Below are 19,510 nucleotides of genomic sequence, written 5' to 3' on the forward strand. Positions count from 1 at the left end.
AAACCCGATGACCGCACAGCCCCTGCCACCGCTGATCCTGGCCTCCGGATCGCGCTACCGCCGTGAACTGCTCGAGCGTCTGCGCCTGCCGTTCTCGGTCGACGTCCCGGACATCGACGAAACGCCCCTGCCCGGCGAAACGCCGCACGAAACCTCGCTGCGGCTGGCCCGTCAGAAAGCCCGGGCGGTCGCCGCTCGCCACCCGGGCGCCCTGATCATCGGCTCCGATCAGGTTGCGACCTTCGAGGGCCGCCAGATCGGCAAGCCCGGCAACTTCGACAACGCCATGGCGCAGTTGCGCGACATGCGCGGCAAGGTCGTCGAGTTCCACTCCGCCCTGTGCCTGCACGACGCTCGCGCCGACACGACCCAGGCCACAGACGTGGTAACGCGAGTGAAGTTCCGCAACTTGCCCGACGACGTGCTGGCGGCCTACCTTCATGCCGAACGGCCCTATGACTGCGCCGGCAGCGCCAAATCGGAAGGGCTCGGCATCATGCTGCTCGAAACCATCGACAGCGACGATCCGACCGCACTGATCGGCTTGCCGCTGATCGCCCTGACCACGATGCTCATACACGTAGGCATTTCGCTGCCGGGCCCGGGCGCGAGCAGCGACAAGGGAGCGACGGCATGAGCGGCACGCTGTATCTGATACCCAACACGCTGGGGACGAACACCCGTGGCGGCTTGCCTGCGGTATTGCCGGAAGAGGTCCGCGCAGTGACTGCAGGCTTGACGTATTTTGTCGGGGAACAAGCGAAGAGCACCCGGGCCTTCCTCAAGCTGATCGGGGTGAACACCCCCATCCAGGAAATCGAGATCCGCGAGCTCAACGTCAATACGCCCGCAGCGGCTATCGACGAACTGCTCGCCCCGATGCTTGCCGGCGCGCACGGCGGCCTCGTCTCCGAAGCGGGATGCCCGGCCGTTGCCGACCCCGGCGCCTTGCTGGTGCGGCGCGCCCACGAAAAAGGCGTGCGCGTGGTGCCGTTCGTCGGTCCCAGTTCGATTCTGCTCGCGCTCATGGCCAGCGGCCTGAACGGGCAGAGCTTCGCCTTTCACGGTTATCTTCCGACGGACGCGGGCGAGCGGGCCAAGCGGTTGCGTGAACTGGAACAACGTTCGCGCAAGGAAAAGCAGACGCAGATCTTTATCGAGACCCCCTACCGGAACAAGGCGATGCTCGACGCGTTGTTGCAAAGTTGCGACGCTTCCACGCTGCTGTGCGTCGCCGTCGATGTCACGCAGGATGGCGAGCAAATCGTCACGCATCGGATCAAGGGATGGCCCCAAACCAGCGTCGATCTGCACAAGCGGCCCGCGATCTTTCTGTTTTTGGGTCAATAGCGCTTGGGACGCATCTCAATTCGCCCTTAGCAAAGCAAAACCCCACGGGAATTTCAGATTTCCGTGGGGTTTTGTTCGTTGATGCACGGATCCGGGCGCCATTGGGAAAGCACCGCGGTACTTCCGCAGCACTTCCGCAGCACATCTGCATTACTTCATGGTCAGCGCCGATCCCATCAACATTGTCTTCATCGCCGCCGCGCCGAGCGCCGCACCAAAGCGCCGCGCCATGCGCTCCGGCAGATTTTCCTTGACGGTGTAGTCCACCAGATCGGGCGCCTTGAGCACGTCGCGAGCCACCGAATCGACCGTCCCCAGCCCGTCCGCCAGCCCGAGTTCGACGGAACGCTGCCCCGTCCAGAACAGCCCACTGAACAGATCCGGATCGTCCTTCAGTCGGCTCCCACGCCCTTTCTTGACGGCCACGATGAACTGCTGATGCACCTGCTCGAGCATGTCGAGTGCGTAAGCCTTCTGCTGTTCCGTCTGCGGTGAGAACGGGTCGAGGAAGCCCTTGTTACGGCCAGCCGTGAGCAAACGGCGCTCGACGCCGACCTTGTCCATGAGGCCCGTAAAGCCAAAGCCGTCCATCAACACGCCAATGGAGCCCACAATGCTGGCTTTATCGACGTAAATCTTGTCGGCTGCCGCCGCCACGTAATAACCACCGGAGGCGCACATCTCCTCGACGACGACATAAAGCGGCTTCTTCGGGTATTTCGTGCGCAAACGGGCAATATCGTCATAGATCATGCCAGCCTGCACAGGACTGCCGCCAGGACTGTTGATGCGCAGGATGACGCCTGCCGCCGATTTGTCCTCGAACGCCGACTCGAGCGCCGAATTGATTTTCTGCGCACTCGCCTGTCCGTCTGCAGAGATCTCTCCATTCAGAGTGACGAGTGCCGTGTGCTTGCCCGAAGTGGCGCTGGCGGAGGTCGTGCTGCCGCCGTCGAAATCGAAAATCGACCAGACGGCGAAGGCAATGATGGCCAGAATCAATAGGCGGAAGAAAATCTTCCAGCGACGCGCAGCCCGTTGCTCGCGAATGCCCGCCATCAGGACCTTTTCCAGCATCTCGCGCTCCCACGGCTTGACCTCGTGCGGATCGCGCACGGTGCCGGAAGGGGGGCGCGCGCCCGGCGGCGGGAAGCCGGGTTCGGTGCGAGGCGAATCGGGCGGCAAGGAGTCGGCCATACGTTATCCAGGACTTTAAGAGACGTTAGAGTGACGTTTGAGTCGAATGAGACCGATGCCGCTTTATTAGGGCAGTGAAGCCCCCGGCGCGGCGATGTAGGCGTCCGGCCACCAGACGACGGTCGTCCTGCTATCGGCCGACGGCACCTCTTCGACTCGCACCGGCTGCAAGGCACCGCCACGGCAGGGACCCCCGACGCAAAAGCCCGTATCCGGTTCGTACGTCGCGCCGTGTGTTGCGCACATCAAGTATAAGCCGCCCGTCTCGAAGAACTGGCCCTCGGACCAGTCCAGTTCCATCGGTACGTGCGCGCATTGATTGAGATAGCCGTAGACCCGGCCGTCGTAGCGAATCACGAACGCGGGCGTTGGACGCCCGCTCACGAGCACCTCGAAGCGCACGCCACGCCCGCCGTCTTCGAGCGCGTCGCCCGGGCAGATGGGCAGCGGCAGGGCAGTGTCGGTCACACGCGCTCCAGCAGCCAGTCGCGCAGTTCGGCCACGCTTGCAGCGCAGTAGGCGGGCTCCAGCGCCACCAACTGGTCGCGCGGGTGCGCGCCGCCATAAGCCACACCCACGCCGGCCGCCCCGGCGCTGCGCGCCATCTGCAAATCGTGCGTGGTGTCGCCGATCATCACGGTTCGGCGCAGATCCTGACCGAGTTCACGGGTCAGTTCCTGGAGCATGGCCGGGTGCGGCTTCGAAAATGTCTCATCCGCGCAACGGGTGGCGTCGAACATCCGCATCAGGCCGGCCGATTCGAGCGCCCGGTTCAGACCGACACGCGACTTGCCCGTCGCCACAGCGAGGAAACGGCCGCGCGAGCGCAGTTCTTCGAGCAGTTCACGCACGCCGGCGAAGAGAACCGTCTCCTTGTCGCCTACCAGATAATGAAAGCGATAACGCTCCGACAGGCGCGGATAATGCGCCGGATCGAGTGACGGGACAGCCATTTGCAAGGCGTCGCGCAACCCGAGGCCGATCACGTGGCTCGCGAGTTCATCCGTCGGGACCGGCAGCCCGAGATCGCGGCAAGCCGCCTGGATGCAGCGGGTAATCGTGGGCGTCGAGTCCATCAACGTCCCGTCCCAGTCGAATACGACCAGGTCAAATTCAGGGCTTGGCATCGGCGGTGGAAGTTCGAAGTTGATTCAGGAATTGCTCACATTCTGGCGGTAACGCAGCTTCCAGCGCAATCGGCGTATCCAGTACCGGGTGTGTGAACTTCAGCCGATAGGCGTGCAGGAACATGCGCTTGATGCCGGGACGGCTGCCCGGACGCGCCAGATGCTTGTTCAGCGTAAAGTCGCCGTATTTGTCGTCGCCGACGATGGGCGTGCCGCAATGCGCCAGATGCACGCGAATCTGATGGGTTCGCCCCGTTTTGAGTTCCGCTTCGAGCAACGTATAGGGCGGATGAGATTCCACCATGCGAAAAACGGTATGGGAAGCCTGACCGTCCTCCTGCACACGAACGCGGCGCTCGCCCTCGGCCGTGACATATTTATATAGCGGCGCCTTGACCGAGCGCTGACGATCACGCCACTCGCCCGTCACACAGGCCAGATATCGCTTGTCCATGCGGTTATGGCGGATCTGCTCGTGCATCCCGACCAGCGCCGCGCGCTTTTTCGCCAGCAGCAGGATGCCGGACGTTTCGCGATCCAGGCGGTGCACCAGCTCAAGAAACTTCAGATGCGGCAGCGATCGCCGCAACTGCTCGATCACGCCGAACGACACCCCGCTGCCCCCGTGCACGGCCACACCGGCAGGTTTGTCGATCGCCATTAGGTACTCGTCCTCGAACAGGACAGGGAAACTGGCGGCCGGAACATGGGCCTTCGCGTCGGGATCGGGCGTTGCCATCCGAACCGGCGGTATGCGCACGATATCGCCAAGGACAAGTCGATAGGCCGCGTCAACTCTCCCTTTGTTGACGCGGACCTCGCCGCTACGCAGGATGCGGTAGACGTGGCTTTTCGGCACACCTTTGCACTCGCGCAGGAGAAAATTATCGATACGCTGACCCGCCGAGCCATCGTCGACCTCGACCAGCTTGACCTGCGGTGCGGACGTCGGCGCAACCATTTTCTGCCGACTTTTGCCTAACTCATTCATTATGAATATAATTTGTCCGACAGAGATGGCGGTAGCGGGAATCATGCCAAATCCCCACCTCTGTCCGGTGCATACCCCAAAACGGTATTTTACTTGCACCCCGGGCAGGCTGCTCGTCCGGTGACCCTGGAGCAGCGAGCGCACGCACGTCACGCAGCGACGGCAGGAAGTGGGCCCATAGGCCGCTTCGGTCGCAGCGCGCGGGACGCGGATAGAGTTGGTGGTTATAGAATTTTTTGGCGATCAGCCCGGGCGACACTGCCCGAGCTGATCGCTTTGTGAATATCGTTCGCGCAAAAAGTCGAAATGAGGCGCCGTCACAAGAAGAATAAGTGTCGGCAGGCGCCCCGAGAAAACACTGATGAAGTTTCTCGTCCAGTTTCTATTGGTATGGACTGCAAGCCCGAAGTGATCCGCGCCGAGCCGGGGTTTTCCGGTGGCCCGGCGGATCCGGGTGAGCGCGAAAACGTATTCCTGGCGCCATAGCGTCCGTCGGCCTCATCGCCCGGACCCCCCGGCAATTCTTCCACTCCCGGCTCGAACCTCGCGTGTTGGATAACTCGAGTGATACGTGCCCGACGCACTGCACATTGGCAGCTGCGGCGGGTGGGAGTCGTTTTCATGAAACGCATGTTGTTCAATGCCACGCAGCAGGAAGAACTGCGCGTGGCAATCGTCGATGGGCAGAAACTCATCGACATCGATATCGAGACGGCCGGACGCGAACAGCGTAAGGGCAATATCTACAAGGGTGTCATTACCCGTATCGAACCCTCTCTCGAAGCCTGCTTCGTCAACTACGGCGAAGGTCGCCACGGGTTCCTGCCGTTCAAGGAAGTCGCCCGTGCGTACTTCCGCGAAGGCGCCGATGTGCGCAATGCGCGCATTCAGGACGCCCTCTCCGAAGGCCAGGAACTCATCGTTCAGGTGGAAAAGGAAGAGCGCGGCAACAAGGGCGCGGCCCTGACCACGTTCATTTCGCTGGCCGGCCGCTATCTGGTGCTGATGCCGAACAACCCGCGCGGTGGTGGTGTCTCGCGTCGCATCGAAGGCGAAGACCGTCAGGAACTGCGCGAGACGATGGGTCAGCTCGAACTGCCGGAAGGCATGAGCATCATCGCCCGCACGGCCGGCATCGGCCGCTCGGCCGAAGAACTCCAGTGGGACCTGAACTACCTGCTGCAACTCTGGCACGCCATCGAAGGCGCTGCCCACAACATCGAACTGCCGCGCGACTCGGCCCTGATCTACCTCGAGTCGAGCCTCGTCATTCGCGCGATCCGCGACTACTTCCAGCCGGACATCGGTGAAATCCTCATCGATACGGAAGAAATCTCCGAACAGGCCCGCAACTTCATGCAGGTGGTCATGCCCGATCACCTCAATCGCGTGAAGCAGTACCGCGACGACGTGCCGCTGTTCTCCCGTTTCCAGATCGAACACCAGATCGAGACGGCTTACTCGCGCCAGGTGCCGCTGCCTTCGGGCGGCGCGATCGTGATCGATCACACCGAAGCGCTCGTCTCGATCGACGTGAACTCGGCACGTGCCACCAAGGGCGCCGACATCGAAGAAACTGCGCTGCGCACCAACCTGGAAGCGGCAGACGAAGTCGCACGCCAGTTGCGTCTGCGCGACCTCGGCGGCCTGATCGTGATCGACTTCATCGACATGGAGTCGGCCAAGAGCCAGCGTGAAGTCGAACAACGTGTCAAGGATGCGCTCAAGCACGACCGGGCCCGCGTCCAGATGGGCAAGATTTCGCGCTTCGGCCTGATGGAGCTGTCGCGTCAGCGCCTGCGCCCGTCGCTGTCCGAAGGCACGCACGTGACCTGCCCGCGCTGCAACGGCACCGGCCATATCCGCGATGCCGAGTCGTCGGCCCTGCAAGTCCTGCGCATTATTCAGGAAGAGGCGATGAAGGAGCACACGGCAGCGATCCACTGCCAGGTGCCGGTCGAGGTCTCTGCGTTCCTGCTCAACGAAAAGCGTCAGGAAATCAACAAGATCGAAGCTCGCTTCAAGGTCGGCGTGTTGCTGATTCCGAACAAGCACCTCGAAACGCCGCACTACAAGCTCGAGCGTCTGCGCTTCGACGATCCGCGTCTGGACGCGCCGAAGGCCAGCTACGCGCTCGCCGAGGAAGCGGCGCGTTCGCTGGAAGAAGATCCGGCGGGCTATAGCAAGAAGAAGGAAGATGCACGTCCGCGTCAGGAAGCTGCCGTCAAGGGCATTACGCCCGAGCAGCCCGCACCGGCGGCACAACCGCGTCCGGAACCGGTCGCAGCGACGGCCCCGGCGACTGCCGCACCGGCCAGCGGTGGCGGTATCTTCGGCTTTTTCAAGCGCCTGTTCGGTATCGGCGCGGCCGCACCGGCCCCGGTCAAGGCCGAAGAGCCGGCCAAGCCGACGGCACGCCCGCCGCGTGAGCGTCACGACCGCCCGCATCAGCAAAACCGCAATCGTCGCGGCAATGTGCGCGACGACAACAAGTCGGGCAAGGACAACGCCGGGCAACCGGCACGCGAAGGCCGCGGCGCCCGTCCGGAACGCGCGGAGCGTGGCGAGCGGAACGAACGTAACGAACGTAATGACCGTGGCGATCGCAACGACCGCAACGATCGTAATGAGCGCGGTGATCGCAACGAGCGTCAGGAAGGCCGCGACAAACGCGAGCGTGATGACGCCCAGCGTCAGCCGTCGCAGGACGTGCGTGCCGAGGAAGGCCGCGAGCCGCGCGAACGCGGCAGCCGCCGCGAACGTGGCGAGCGTCGTGAGCGCCGCCAGACGGAAGGTGCCGAGGCTCAACAAGCTGCACCGCAGCGCGTCGCGGCAACACCGTTGAACGCCGAGCAGGAAGTGCTCGATCAGGACCTTTTGGCGACTCAGGCGACTCAGGCTGCTCAGGCCGAAGGTGCGCCGCAAGTCGCTGGCGAGGAAGGCGAGCACGCGGGCGAAGAGCGCCGCCGCAGCCGCCGCCGCGGTCGCCGTGGTGGCCGTCGCGAGCGCGAGGCCGGCGAGCAGCAAGTGAACGCCGATGGCGAACACGCGGACGTGGAAGCCTCGGAAGCCGAAGAAAGCACGCGCACTCCGGTGCTCTCGAACGAGTCTGCACAGAACGTGGCAACGGAGGTACCGGTTCACGCCGCTGCCCCTGCCATTCCGGCACCCGCAGCCGTTGCACCGGCGCCGGCGGTTCAGGCAGTCCAGGCAGTCCAGGCAGTCCAGGCAGAACCGGCCCCGACCCCGGCACCGGTTCGTGCCGAGCCGGTGGAATCCTTCGCGGCCCCGGTCGCCACGGTCACGGAATCTGCACCGGCCGCAACGCCGGAAGTCCCGTCGCACGTGGTCTCCGAGCCGGTTGCACAGGCCCCCGCAACGGCACCTGCGCCGGTCGCACCGGTCAACGCTGCCCCGCTGCCCGCCGCAGAACCGACGAGCACGCCCGTCGTCCCACCGGTCCACGCACCGCTGCCGGTCGCCGCTCAGGCGCCCGCTCAACAGACGGTGCCGGCCGACGCGCTGACGGAAATCGCCGCCACGGCAGCAACGGCCAGCGCCCCGGCACCGGCCGCGACCGAAGTTCCTCAGTCGCCAGTTGCCGTCGAGGCAGCGCAACCGGTGCAAACCGCACCGGCGGCACCGGCACCGGTACCGGTACCGGTGGCAACGGCAGTGCCGGTCGCACCGGAAGCCGCAGCTGCCGCGACGGAAGTCGCGACGCAAAAGGTTGCCCCGGTCGCCGTTACGCCGACGTTGGAACGCAGCTCGCTCGAATCGACGTTGGCAAGTGTGGGTCTGGTCTGGGTCCACACGGACGCCGACAAGCATCGCGCCGCGAAGGAGGCAGCCGCCCAGGTCGCCCCGGCACCGCGCGTGCAGCGCGAGCGCCGTCCCTCGACACCGCTCAATAGCGGTCCGATGGAACAGGTGGAAACGCGCTCGACGAATCACGTTGCCTGATCGCGGTATCGCGAAACGTCGAACTCACAGGACTCACATGTATCGCAGTTGATGTCCGGGCAGCCCGGCTGCCCGACGTCACCGGGTACGACGTGATGCCAGAAAAGGAGGCTTCGGCCTCCTTTTCCATTTTCTGCTTTCTGCCGAATGGCCCTGCCCCACCCATGGGCTCTGGGGCAACTTCGCGCCTTACAACCCCGCGTTGTCCCGACTTGTGTCCGCCCGGCGCTGCCCGTATCGTTGGCCTGAGTAAAGATTTGACGGTTTGACGGTTTGACGGTTTGACGGTTTGACGGTTTGACGGTTTGACGGTTTGACGGTTTGACGGTTTGACGTCTCACCGCGAATACCTCGGTACCGATATCCGATGCCTGAATGGCCCGCGTCGGCGGCATTCAGGTCAATTCGTTAGAATGGAGACGCAAGCTAAGGCCCCACCGCCCCACCATGACTGAAACGATCATCCGACTCACCGATTTGCGTAGCGACGCGCGATATGCGACGCATGCCCCGCAGATTCCCGCACAAGTGCGCGCAGCGACCGGTCATCTCGAAGATGCGCTGGCGCGGCCCTTGCACGACCTGCGGATTTCGGTGACTGATCGTTGCAACTTCCGCTGCGTCTATTGCATGCCGAAGGACGTCTTCGACAAGGACTACGCCTTCCTGCCGCAATCCTCCTTGCTGTCTTTCGAAGAAATCGAGCGCACCGCACGCCTGTTCGTCGAACATGGTGTGGAGAAGCTGCGCCTGACGGGCGGTGAGCCTTTGCTGCGCAAGCACATCGAACGTTTGATCGAGATGCTGGCGCGACTGCGTACGCCATCCGGCAAGCCGATCGACATCACGCTGACGACAAACGGTTCGCTTTTGGCACGCCGGGCGCAATCGCTCAAGGATGCGGGCCTGACCCGCGTCACGGTCAGCCTCGATAGCCTCGACGACACGATTTTCCGGCGGATGAACGACGTCGACTTCCCTGTCGAGAAAGTGCTCGAGGGGATCGCCGAAGCCCAGCATGTCGGCCTGGGCCCGGTCAAAGTCAACATGGTCGTCAAACGCGGCACGAACGACACCGATATCGTGCCGATGGCACGGCATTTTCATGGCAGCGGTGTCGTTTTGCGCTTCATCGAATATATGGACGTCGGCACGTCGAACGGCTGGCGCATGGATGAAGTGCTGCCTTCAGCCGATGTCATCGCCCGCATCAACGACGCCCTGCCTGTGGAGCCGCTGGAGCCCAACTACCCGGGCGAGACTGCGCAGCGCTGGCGGTATCGTGACGGTGGCGGTGAAGTCGGTGTCATTTCATCTGTCACCCGCGCTTTTTGCGGCACTTGTTCCCGTGCCCGATTGTCTACGGAAGGCAAGTTGTACCTGTGCCTTTTCGCGAGTTCGGGACACGACTTGCGCACGCTGCTGCGTAACGGCGCGAGCGACGCGCAGATTTCGACCGTCATCGGCGACATCTGGCACGGACGCACCGACCGGTACTCGGCTTTGCGTACGGCGGCCACGGGCCTGCCGGAAAACGCGCCACCGAAAGTGGAGATGTCCTACATCGGCGGATGAACGTTCCAGGCATGGTCTGCCACTTTGTCACCGTGCCCTCCCGCCGCCATCCGCGCCGCTTTCGCTTTATCGAATTCCTTCTCGCCACATGATTTTTGATGCCCCGGACGCTAGTCGCGTTCGAGACTCCCTTGCTGCCCGCGTTGCAACGTCTCGCGCAGCGTCTTTCACCGCCACTTCATGCGCCACCACGCGACGTGTCCGTCAACGTATCGCGACCGGCCTGAGTCGCCTGGCATTGCTGTTCACGATCGTCGTGCCAACGATGGCGCACGCGGACTGCGATCCGTCGGACCGCAACATCGCGAACCACGTCATGACCTATAGCGGTCAGCTCGGCGAGCGCAATCCGTTGCGGCTGGTGTTGCGCACGACCTCCGGCGGTAAGCTCGAAGGGCGTTACGCCAATGCGTCGTCACAGAGCGACACGCAGCTCACCGGCAAGCTCGAAAGCAAGTCGCATCTGCATCTGACCGAATTCGATGCCGGTGGCATGCCACGCGCGACCTTCGAAGGCGAGTTCACCTCGGCGGACGACGTCAATCGTCACCAAGGTGCGTCGTCCTCATGTGAAGTGATTTCCGGCCAGTGGAAAGATCTGCGCACCGGCCGCTCGGTCCCGTTCGAGCTGGCGCTGACCAGCATTCAAACGGGCAAGATCGACCATCTGTACGGCGTTGCCGGTGTGAACGACGATGAAACCGTCAACCGTGCGGCCACGCAGTTCCGAAAAGGCGTGCTCGACGATCGGCGCGATGTCGTCGCACAATCGATCCGGTATCCGCTGCACGTATCGCTGCGGGGCAAGACGATCGTTCTTCGGAACCCGAAGTCGTTGCTTGCGCGCTATAACGAGATCTTTACCGATGGCTTCGTTCGCACGATCGGTGCCGCCGTACCCCGCCTGATGTTCGCGCGCGATCAGGGCGTGATGCTTGGCGACGGCGCCGTTTGGTTCGATGCCGCAGGTCGGGTTATCGCGCTCAATCGCTCGTAGCCATGCCAGCAAACGCAACGGTGATTTCAAAACCAGGAGTTCAACGCCCATGACGAGCGCAGCGCCCCCGGACCTCCTGACGATTCACCGTGGCGACATGACCGGCCTGATTCTCGCAGGCGGACGCGCTCAACGCATGGGCGGGCGAGACAAGGGGCTTCAGCCGTTTGCCGGACGCGCGCTGGCGGCACACGCCGTCGAACGCCTGCGCCCGCAGGTCGGCGCGTTGCTCATCAGCGCCAATCGGAATCTCGACGCCTATGCCGCGCTCGGCGCCCACGTCGTGAGCGATGAGACGCAGGACTTTGCGGGCCCGCTCGCCGGAATGCTCGCAGGCTTACGCGCGGCATGTACGGCGTATGTCCTCACGGTGCCCTGCGATTCCCCCTATTTCCCGACTGACCTTGGCGAGCGTCTTGGCGCGGCACTGAGCGCCACTCCCGCGGACCCCGCTGCCGGGCGCCCGCTGGCGGCCTATGCCGCGACGGCACAAGGCCCGCACCCGGTCTTCGCCCTGCTCCACCGCTCGCTGGCCGACGATCTCGCCGCGACGTTGTCGGCAGGTGAGCACCGCGTGCGAGCGTGGTTGTCACGCCACAAGGCCGTACAAGTTAACTTCGGTGACGAGCGTCCGTTTTACAATATCAACACGCTGGACGACCTCCATACCGATTCGCCGCACGCCCCCTGAAACGCCGGGCATCGACGCGGCCCGATCCGTCGTCGCCGCTTTAATTGGGATAGATGCGGGATAGATGCTGGATTCATGCGGAATTCATGCGAGATCCGTACCGCATACGTGCCGGATGACGACGCCACACCGATGACAACACTAAACGAAGCCCTGGCCGGCTTGCCGGACTACGACCCCGACCATATGACGGTCGAGGCGGCACGCGCCGTCATCTCGCGTACCGCCAGTCCGGTGTCCGCGATCGAACAAGTTGCCGTGCGCAGCGCACTGGGTCGCGTGCTCGGCCGCGATGTCATTTCCCCGTTGGACGTTCCCGCCTTCGACAATGCGGCGATGGATGGCTACGCATTCGCCGGCAGCGCGCTAAGCGCCGGTGGCCAGGTGCGTCTGCGTGTCGCAGGTCGCTCGTTCGCCGGCCACCCGTTCGACGGCGTGGCCGCTGCCGGAGAGTGCGTACGCATCATGACAGGCGCGCTGCTGCCCGCCGGTTGCGACACGGTCATTCCGCAAGAACACGTGCAGCGCGAAAGCGATGCCGACATCGTCACGTTCGACGCGAGCGCGGTGACCCCGGGCCGGCATGTCCGCCATGTCGGCGAAGACCTTGCTGCCGGTCATGCGGCGTTGCATGCTGGCAAGCGGCTTCGGCCGGCCGCGCTGGGTTTGCTGGCCTCGCTCGGCATCGCCGAAGTGCCCGTGCGCCGACGCATCCGGGTTGCCTTCTTCTCGACCGGCGACGAACTTCGTTCGGTGGGTGAGCCGCTCGCGCCGGGCAATCTGTACGACAGCAACCGCTACACGCTCTTCGGCATGCTGCAGCGCCTGGGCGTCGAAGTGCTGGATCTGGGCGTAGTACGCGATGACCCGCAGGCCATTGAAGACACCTTGCGTACGGCTTGCCGCGAGGCCGATGCCGTGATTACTTCCGGGGGAGTGTCGGTCGGCGAAGCCGATTTCACGCGCGAGATGATGACCCGACTGGGCAACGTCGCGTTCTGGAAAATGGCCATGCGCCCCGGCCGCCCGTTCGCCTTCGGTGAGCTGGAAAGCGAAGGCAAGCGCGCCTTGCTCTTTGGCCTGCCGGGCAACCCGGCCGCCGTGATGGCATCGTTCTACCATCTGGTGCGCGACGGTCTGTTCGTGCTGATGGGCGCCGAGCCGCAGGTCACACCGAGCTTGCCCGTGCCGACGACGACGGCCATTGCCAAACGCCCCGGGCGTACCGAATTCCTTCGCGGGATTCTCGCCGCCGATGCCCACGGTCGCTGGCAGGTCACCGTCGCCGACGCGCAGAGTGCCGGGATTCTGCGCACGATGAGCGAGGCCAATTGCTTTGTGACGCTGGGCACCAAACGCGGTGACGTCGCTGCGGGCGAGTTGGTCGACGTCATTGCATTCGACGGGCTGGTCTGATCACTCACCGCACGAGCGCCTTGGCCGGAACGTCACCGCGCACTTACCCAAAAAGCGAAGCAACGAATCAGCAAAAAACGCCGGCGTCGGCGCTTCGACGACGCTGGCACCACACAAACTGAAAGCACACGGCAATGACAACAAAAAAACAGATCACGTACATCAGTCCCGGCCAAACGGCCAAAGCGCTGGTGCTGGTCTACCTCACCTTCAGCATTCCGCTGGTTTTGCTGGCCTTCCTGGCAGCGTTCATTCGCTACGGCGAACTGCCGGGGCTGGCGATCATCTCCGCACTGGTGCTCAACGCCATTGTGGGTTTTGTGCTCCTCTGGATCGCCTGCCATCTGTATAACTGGGTGGCGGTCAGATTCGGCGGTATCGAAATCGCCCTGAGCGACGCACCGGAAGAAGAGTACTAACAGGCATCCCGTTCCCCCTCGCACTGGCGGCGACTGACGGCGGGGCATTCCCGTCGAAGTGCCGCTTTTTCTTTTTTTGGAGACCCTTCCCCCATGTCCCTGATCCTGCGCGCTGCCACCGCCGAAGACGTCGGCGCCATCCACGGCCTGATGCGAGAACTGGCCGTCTTCGAAAAGCTGCTGGACATTTTCGAGGCCACGCCCGAGAGCGTGCACGAAGCCTTGTTCGGGGACCACCCGGCGGCCGAATGTTTGATGGCGGTATGGGAAGGCAAGCCGGTGGGCTATGCGCTGTACTTCCACAACTTCTCGACCTTCCTCGGTCGGCGTGGTCTGTATCTGGAAGATGTCTACGTGCAACCGACCATGCGCGGACGTGGCGTGGGGCAGAAACTGCTTCGCCAGCTCGCGCGCATCGCCATCGAACGCAACTGCGGACGCTTCGAGTGGACGGTGCTCGACTGGAACCAGCCGGCCATCGACTTCTACGCGTCGCAGGGCGCAACGGTGTTGCCCGACTGGCGCGTCGTGCGCATGACGGGCGACGCGCTTACGCGATTCGCCAACGCTGAGGGCGCTTGAGCGTGCTCAAACGTCCTCAAACGTCCTTATCCTTAGGCTGATTCAAGCAGCATCAAGCGACGCTAAACGGCTTTAAGCGGCTGTAGGCGGCTTTAGGCGGCTTTAGGCGGCTGTAGGCGGCTTTAAGCGTCCTCGTCGCCGTCCAGCTCCACGCCGAGCAGTTCGACGGCCTGCTCGCCGGGCAACGCCTCCACCGCCTTGAGCTGACGCGCCATCGCGCGCGTGCGCACTTCGGCCTTGTCGATCGATCGCGTCACCGTCTCCAGTTGCGACTTCGTCTTGGCGAGTACGTCGCCGAACTTGGTGAACTCAGTCTTGACGGCGCCAAGCACCTGCCAGACTTCGCTGGACCGACGCTCAATTGCCAGCGTACGGAAGCCCATCTGGAGACTGTTGAGCAATGCGGTGAGTGTCGTGGGTCCGGCGACGGTTACACGGTATTCGCGTTGCAGGAGATCGGAGAGACCCGGACGACGCAACACTTCGGCGTACAGACCTTCGGTCGGCAGGAAGAGCAGCGCGAAGTCGGTGGTATGCGGCGGGGCAAGGTACTTGTCGGCAATGGTCTTCGCCTCGAGCCGGATGCGCGTCTCCAACGCCTTCGACGCCTCCTCGACCGCGACCGGATCGGCGCGCTCCTGTGCGTCGAGCAGACGTTCGTAATCTTCGCGCGGGAACTTGGCGTCGATGGGCAGCCAGACCGGCTTGTTGCTGTCGCCGTTTTGTCCCGGCAACGCAATGGCGAATTCCACGCGCTCCGTGCTGCCCGGGCGCGTGGCGACGTTCTTCGCGAACTGCTCCGGCGTGAGCAACTGCTCGAGCAACGCCTGCAATTGCACTTCCCCCCAGATACCTCGCGTCTTCACGTTGGTCAGCACACGCTTGAGATCGCCGACACCGGCGGCCAGCGTCTGCATCTCGCCCAGACCGCGATGCACCTGCTCCAGTCGATCCGAGACCAGCTTGAAGGACTCGCCGAGACGCTGCTCGAGCGTGGCGTGCAGCTTCTCATCGACCGTACGGCGCATCTCTTCGAGCTTGGTCGCGTTATTGACTTCAATGTCCTTGAGTTTCTGTTCGAGCGTGGCGCGCACCTCCGCCAGACGACGCTCGTTGCCCTCGGCCAGTTGCGTCAGTTGTTGATGCTGCGACTCTCCGAAGCGGCGCAACGTCGACGCCTGCTCCTCACGCATTAGCTGTCCGCTTTGTACCAGACTCTGACGCACCGCCTCGATCTGCGCGGCGTTCGACTCGGTAAGCTTGGCGAGCTGTTGCGCGAAGCCGTCGATCTGGTTGTTCTGCACGGTGGCGACACTCGTCATTTGTGCGGCGAGCGTCTGCTGGAACTGCGCCATTTGCGCGCTCTGTTCCCCGCGACCGGCACGCGCCGTCTCGGCGAACTCCTGACGCAGGCCCCGCTCGCTACGATCCGCCGCCTGCAGCAAATCATCGCGGACATGGGCGAGCGAGTCGACGATCGAGGCGTGCAGCGATGCTTCGCCGCCGCGTTGCCACACCCTCACCGCAATCGCGATCATCACCAACAGATTCAGCGCAGCCAGCGCTACCAACACCATCTCGACCATCGCGTTACAACTCCCGTTGACTCACGTTGAGTCCCGTTGACTCACGTTCTACTCACGCTTCATCCTGCCGATCTTGCAACAAACCGGACCCGAATGCCGCTCACTGTCAGCGACCCTTCGGGCCGAAAAATTCAGGCGCGACGTGCCGCCGGATTGAGCAAACACGGCGGCTTGCCCGCTGCCGCACCGAAGCCCAGTGCCGCGATGAGATTGTCGGCCGCGAGACTCGCCATGCCGCGGCGGGTGGCCGCCGATGCACTCGCGATATGGGGCGTGAGCACGACGTTCGGGACCTTCAACAACTCCGGGTGCACGCTCGGTTCACCTTCGAAGACGTCGAGTCCGGCCGCCGCAATCTGTCGCTTCGCGAGCGCCGCCGCCAGCGCCGCATCGTCAACGATGCCGCCTCGCGCCAGATTCACGAGCGTGGCCGTCGGCTTCATGCGCGCGAGTTCGTCAGCGCCAATCGTGTGATGTGTCGCTGCCGAGTACGGCAGCACGAGGATCACGTGATCGGCCGTGCGCAGCAACGTGTCCTTGTCGGCGTAGCTGGCTTTGCATGCGGCTTCGGTGACGGCATCCAGGCGCGAGCGATTGTGATAGATCACCCGCATGTTGAAACCGATCGCCCGACGCGCGATCGCCTGTCCGATGCGTCCCATGCCGATGATGCCTAGCGTGCTGCCGTGCAAATCGGCGCCGAGGAACATGTCATATGCCCACTTGTCCCAGTGCCCCTCGCGCAACCAGCGCTCCGACTCCGTAATACGACGGGCGGTCGCCATCAGCAACGCCCAACCGAAATCGGCCGTGGTCTCATTGAGCACATCCGGCGTGTTCGTCGCCATGACGCCTGCCGCGGTCATCGCCTCGATATCGAAGTTGTTGTAACCCACCGCCATATTGGCCACCACACGCAGATTCGGTGCACCGGCGAGCACCGAGGCGTCGATGCGCTCGCTCGCCGTGGTAATCGCACCGACCTTGTCGGCCAGACGAGCGCGTAATTCGTCGCGCGAAAATACCGTGTCGGCATCGTTGCGCTCGACATCGAAATACTGCGCCAGACGCTCGATCACGTCCGGGAAAATGGCTCGGGCTACCAGAATCTTCGGTTTCACCAGTTGTCTCGCAGAGATTGGCCGCGTGGCAATGCCGCGGCTCAGAAGAATATCAGGGTCATCACAACGAACAGCGGCAGCAGAATCGCGCCCGACCACAGCATATAGCCAAAGAAGCTCGGCATGCGAATGCCGCGTTGCTCCGCAATCGCCTTGACCATGAAGTTCGGTGCATTGCCGATGTACGTGTTGGCCCCCATGAACACCGCCCCGGCCGAAATGGCCGCGAGCGTGGCGGCGCCGGTCGTCATTAACGTGGCCGCGTCACCGCCTGCCGTATTGAAGAAGACCAGATAGGTCGGTGCGTTGTCGAGGAACGACGAGAGCACCCCCGTCGCCCAGAAGTACATCACGTTGTCCGGCGCACCGCCAGGCCCTGTCACCAGACGAATCACCCAGCCCAGCGCACCCGCTTCGCCCGCGCGCAGAATGGCCACTACCGGAATGATCGTGAGGAAGATGCCTGCGAACAGTTTCGCAACCTCCTTCATGGGCTCCCAGTTGAAGCCGTTCCCCTCACGCGCGGTGCGGGGCGTGATTGCCAGCGAGATCAAGGTGACGACGACGAGGCCCGCATCACGCGCGAGATTCTGCAGCGCCACCGGCGTGCCGAACACGTTGAATTCGACGCCGGGCTTCCAGACGCCACTCATCAGCACCAGCCCCACGGCGGCGGCGAGCAACAGGAAATTGCGCTTGCCTTCGAGTCGCAACGGTGCGGCATGCGGTGTCGGGTCCAGTTCGTCGATCTGACGTTCGGTCTTCTGGCGAAAGTAATACGCATCGATCAGGAAGAACAGTCCCAACAGCACCGCACAGACGAAGAGCGTTTCCGGCCAGATGTGCGCGGTCGTCCAGAAGAAGTCCACCCCTTGCAGGAAGCCGAGGAAGAGCGGCGGATCGCCCAGCGGCGTGAGTGAGCCACCGGCGTTCGCCACCAGGAAAATGAAGAACACCACGACATGCACGTTGTGCTTGCGGTTGTCGTTGGCGCGAATGAGCGGGCGAATCAGCAGCATGGCCGCCCCGGTCGTGCCCATGATGCTTGCAAGCACGGTGCCCAACGCCAGCAGCCCGGTGTTGAGCCACGGCCCGCCACGCAGGTTGCCGTGAACGCAGATGCCGCCGGCCGTGGTGAAAAGCGCGGTTAGCAGGACGACGAACGGGATGTACTCCGCGACAACGGCATGGACCGCGCCATACCATGCGGCGCCCGCGCCGTAGACCAGCGCGAAAGGCAGCAGGAACGCAGCCCCCCAGAACGCGGCGATCTTGCCGAAATGGTGATGCCAGAACGCGGGCGCAAGCAGTGGCCCGAGCGCGATCGAGAGCAGCAACCCGGCAAACGGCACACCCCACCAGGCGACGAGCTGCGCGCCATCCGGTCCGGCAGCGAACGCCGCCGGGCTTGCCACTGCGAGCCCCGCCGCAGCCGATGCTCCCAAAATCCCCTTATGCATTGTTTCTGGTTCCTAGTGATTGATGGTCGACTGGGTACGAGTCGACATCCGCGCCGGAGTGCCCATAGCAGCATCAGCTTGGGATATATCCCAAAATCATCTGATGTATCTCGCGAAAACACCGATGCCGTCGACGTCCGGTCGCTTTGCGCAAGCAACGTGCCCTGCCGCCGCGCTCCGGAACGCACGGATGAAAGACAGGGCCGATTCAACGTGGCTTGCGTGGCTTCGTTATGACGTCGTTATGGCGTCGCGTCGTCGTCAGCGCGTTGCATCGCTGTCGTCGCGCCGCGCCGCTCAGGCGCCGTCGACGATGATGAGATGGACGCGGTAGGGGCCATGCGCCCCCAGCACCAGCGTTTGTTCGATATCGGCGGTGCGCGACGGGCCCGCAATGAAATTGGTCGCCCGCGAGAGCTGACCGCGCTCGCTGCGCATCAGCGCGAAGCCGTCTTCATGCCCTGCCACGACGCGCGAGGCCGGCACGATCGCAATGTGCGTTTCCGGCAGCAATGTGGCGGAGGCAAAGGTCTCGGGACCCGACATCATCATCAGCGCGCCGGTCTCGGCAATGGCACAGAAGCAGCCGGTAATGCCGACGAGGTCTTCGCCATGCGGCTTGCGGAATTCCACCTGGCATCCCGCACTGGCCCAATCGAGCTCCCGCAGCGTCGGCCACGCGACCGCTTGCGTCGTGAGTGCGTTGGCTTGCAGGTAGGTTGCCGCGGCCGCCGGCACGTCCCGCATGGCGGGCACGCGTGTGATCGTGCTCGACAGCGCTTCGGCCTTGGCAATGAACGTTGCGATGAGGTCGGCGGACATGGCCGGACGCGGTCCCTGCGGGTGCCGCGCGAGATAGTCCTCGGCCGCTGCCTGCTCGTTCGCGCGAGCCACATCGGGACGATGCTGCGCGTTGCGAATGCGGGCAAAAATGCGATTGCGGGCGTCGGAGGTATCCATGAGCTGTCCTGTGAAGCCAACGCGCCGGTCTGCGGCCGGCGTCGTCACGTGTCGTCTCTCGAGGGCGCCGGCGCA

17 protein-coding genes are annotated in these 19,510 nt (G+C 63.6%); 9 read left to right on the forward strand and 8 right to left on the reverse strand.

Going from position 1 to position 19,510, the window contains the following annotated elements:
• Nucleotides 1-7 precede the first annotated feature (7 nt).
• Together PCA31118_RS11550 and PCA31118_RS11555 are read left to right on the forward strand one after the other, a co-directional pair.
• Entirely contained in the window at nucleotides 8-637 is a 630-nt protein-coding gene (locus PCA31118_RS11550) for a Maf-like protein (RefSeq protein ID WP_150625363.1), read from the forward strand.
• Entirely contained in the window at nucleotides 634-1,350 is a 717-nt protein-coding gene (locus PCA31118_RS11555) for an SAM-dependent methyltransferase (RefSeq protein WP_150625364.1), read from the forward strand. Before PCA31118_RS11550 ends, PCA31118_RS11555 begins: the two co-directional genes overlap by 4 nt.
• 150 nt (nucleotides 1,351-1,500) lie before the next feature.
• Here PCA31118_RS11555 and PCA31118_RS11560 read toward each other — a convergent pair whose 3' ends face one another.
• The 4 genes from PCA31118_RS11560 to PCA31118_RS11575 form a co-directional block, all read right to left on the reverse strand.
• Nucleotides 1,501-2,547 carry a S49 family peptidase gene (locus tag PCA31118_RS11560; protein ID WP_150625365.1) on the reverse strand — a complete coding sequence of 349 codons (1,047 nt, stop codon included), beginning with the start codon at nucleotides 2,545-2,547 and terminating at the stop codon, nucleotides 1,501-1,503.
• 66 nt (nucleotides 2,548-2,613) lie between these two features.
• Nucleotides 2,614-3,015, reverse strand: coding sequence for a Rieske (2Fe-2S) protein (locus PCA31118_RS11565; RefSeq protein ID WP_150625366.1), 402 nt, complete (start codon nucleotides 3,013-3,015; stop codon nucleotides 2,614-2,616).
• Nucleotides 3,012-3,674, reverse strand: coding sequence for an HAD family hydrolase (locus tag PCA31118_RS11570; protein WP_150625367.1), 663 nt, complete (start codon nucleotides 3,672-3,674; stop codon nucleotides 3,012-3,014). The genes PCA31118_RS11565 and PCA31118_RS11570 overlap by 4 nt, the downstream gene beginning before the upstream one ends.
• On the reverse strand, nucleotides 3,661-4,665 hold the full coding sequence (locus PCA31118_RS11575) for an RluA family pseudouridine synthase (RefSeq protein WP_150625672.1): 1,005 nt from the start codon (nucleotides 4,663-4,665) through the stop codon (nucleotides 3,661-3,663). Before PCA31118_RS11575 ends, PCA31118_RS11570 begins: the two co-directional genes overlap by 14 nt.
• A 621-nt stretch (nucleotides 4,666-5,286) precedes the next feature.
• Between PCA31118_RS11575 and PCA31118_RS11580 the strand changes: the two genes are divergently transcribed.
• From PCA31118_RS11580 to PCA31118_RS11610, 7 genes are all read left to right on the forward strand, one after another.
• On the forward strand, nucleotides 5,287-8,628 hold the full coding sequence (locus PCA31118_RS11580; RefSeq protein ID WP_150625368.1) for an Rne/Rng family ribonuclease: 3,342 nt from the start codon (nucleotides 5,287-5,289) through the stop codon (nucleotides 8,626-8,628).
• 447 nt (nucleotides 8,629-9,075) lie between these two features.
• Nucleotides 9,076-10,203, forward strand: coding sequence for a GTP 3',8-cyclase MoaA (moaA, locus tag PCA31118_RS11585; RefSeq protein WP_150625369.1), 1,128 nt, complete (start codon nucleotides 9,076-9,078; stop codon nucleotides 10,201-10,203).
• A 238-nt stretch (nucleotides 10,204-10,441) separates the two neighbouring features.
• On the forward strand, nucleotides 10,442-11,200 hold the full coding sequence (locus tag PCA31118_RS11590) for a hypothetical protein (protein WP_150625370.1): 759 nt from the start codon (nucleotides 10,442-10,444) through the stop codon (nucleotides 11,198-11,200).
• A gap of 49 nt (nucleotides 11,201-11,249) precedes the next feature.
• Nucleotides 11,250-11,891, forward strand: a complete 642-nt coding sequence (gene mobA / locus PCA31118_RS11595; protein ID WP_150625371.1) for a molybdenum cofactor guanylyltransferase MobA — start codon at nucleotides 11,250-11,252, stop codon at nucleotides 11,889-11,891.
• Nucleotides 11,892-12,023: 132 nt separating this feature from the next.
• Nucleotides 12,024-13,307 carry a molybdopterin molybdotransferase MoeA gene (gene moeA / locus PCA31118_RS11600; protein ID WP_150625372.1) on the forward strand — a complete coding sequence of 428 codons (1,284 nt, stop codon included), beginning with the start codon at nucleotides 12,024-12,026 and terminating at the stop codon, nucleotides 13,305-13,307.
• A 134-nt stretch (nucleotides 13,308-13,441) separates the two neighbouring features.
• Nucleotides 13,442-13,726, forward strand: coding sequence for a hypothetical protein (locus PCA31118_RS11605; RefSeq protein ID WP_047905858.1), 285 nt, complete (start codon nucleotides 13,442-13,444; stop codon nucleotides 13,724-13,726).
• Nucleotides 13,727-13,819: 93 nt separating this feature from the next.
• Nucleotides 13,820-14,308 carry a GNAT family N-acetyltransferase gene (locus PCA31118_RS11610; protein ID WP_150625373.1) on the forward strand — a complete coding sequence of 163 codons (489 nt, stop codon included), beginning with the start codon at nucleotides 13,820-13,822 and terminating at the stop codon, nucleotides 14,306-14,308.
• A gap of 122 nt (nucleotides 14,309-14,430) precedes the next feature.
• Here the strand turns inward: PCA31118_RS11610 and PCA31118_RS11615 are convergent, their stop codons facing one another.
• From PCA31118_RS11615 to PCA31118_RS11630, 4 genes are all read right to left on the reverse strand, one after another.
• On the reverse strand, nucleotides 14,431-15,894 hold the full coding sequence (locus PCA31118_RS11615; RefSeq protein WP_150625374.1) for a DNA recombination protein RmuC: 1,464 nt from the start codon (nucleotides 15,892-15,894) through the stop codon (nucleotides 14,431-14,433).
• Between the two features lie 131 nt (nucleotides 15,895-16,025).
• Nucleotides 16,026-17,018, reverse strand: coding sequence for a 2-hydroxyacid dehydrogenase (locus tag PCA31118_RS11620; protein WP_246190215.1), 993 nt, complete (start codon nucleotides 17,016-17,018; stop codon nucleotides 16,026-16,028).
• 38 nt (nucleotides 17,019-17,056) lie between these two features.
• A complete protein-coding gene (locus PCA31118_RS11625) occupies nucleotides 17,057-18,475 on the reverse strand; it encodes a sodium:proton antiporter (protein ID WP_150625376.1) in 1,419 nt (472 codons plus the stop codon).
• A gap of 297 nt (nucleotides 18,476-18,772) precedes the next feature.
• Nucleotides 18,773-19,435, reverse strand: coding sequence for a LutC/YkgG family protein (locus tag PCA31118_RS11630; protein WP_150625377.1), 663 nt, complete (start codon nucleotides 19,433-19,435; stop codon nucleotides 18,773-18,775).
• Nucleotides 19,436-19,510 lie beyond the last annotated feature (75 nt).

This window comes from Pandoraea captiosa (assembly GCF_902459775.1).
GTDB lineage: Bacteria > Pseudomonadota > Gammaproteobacteria > Burkholderiales > Burkholderiaceae > Pandoraea > Pandoraea captiosa.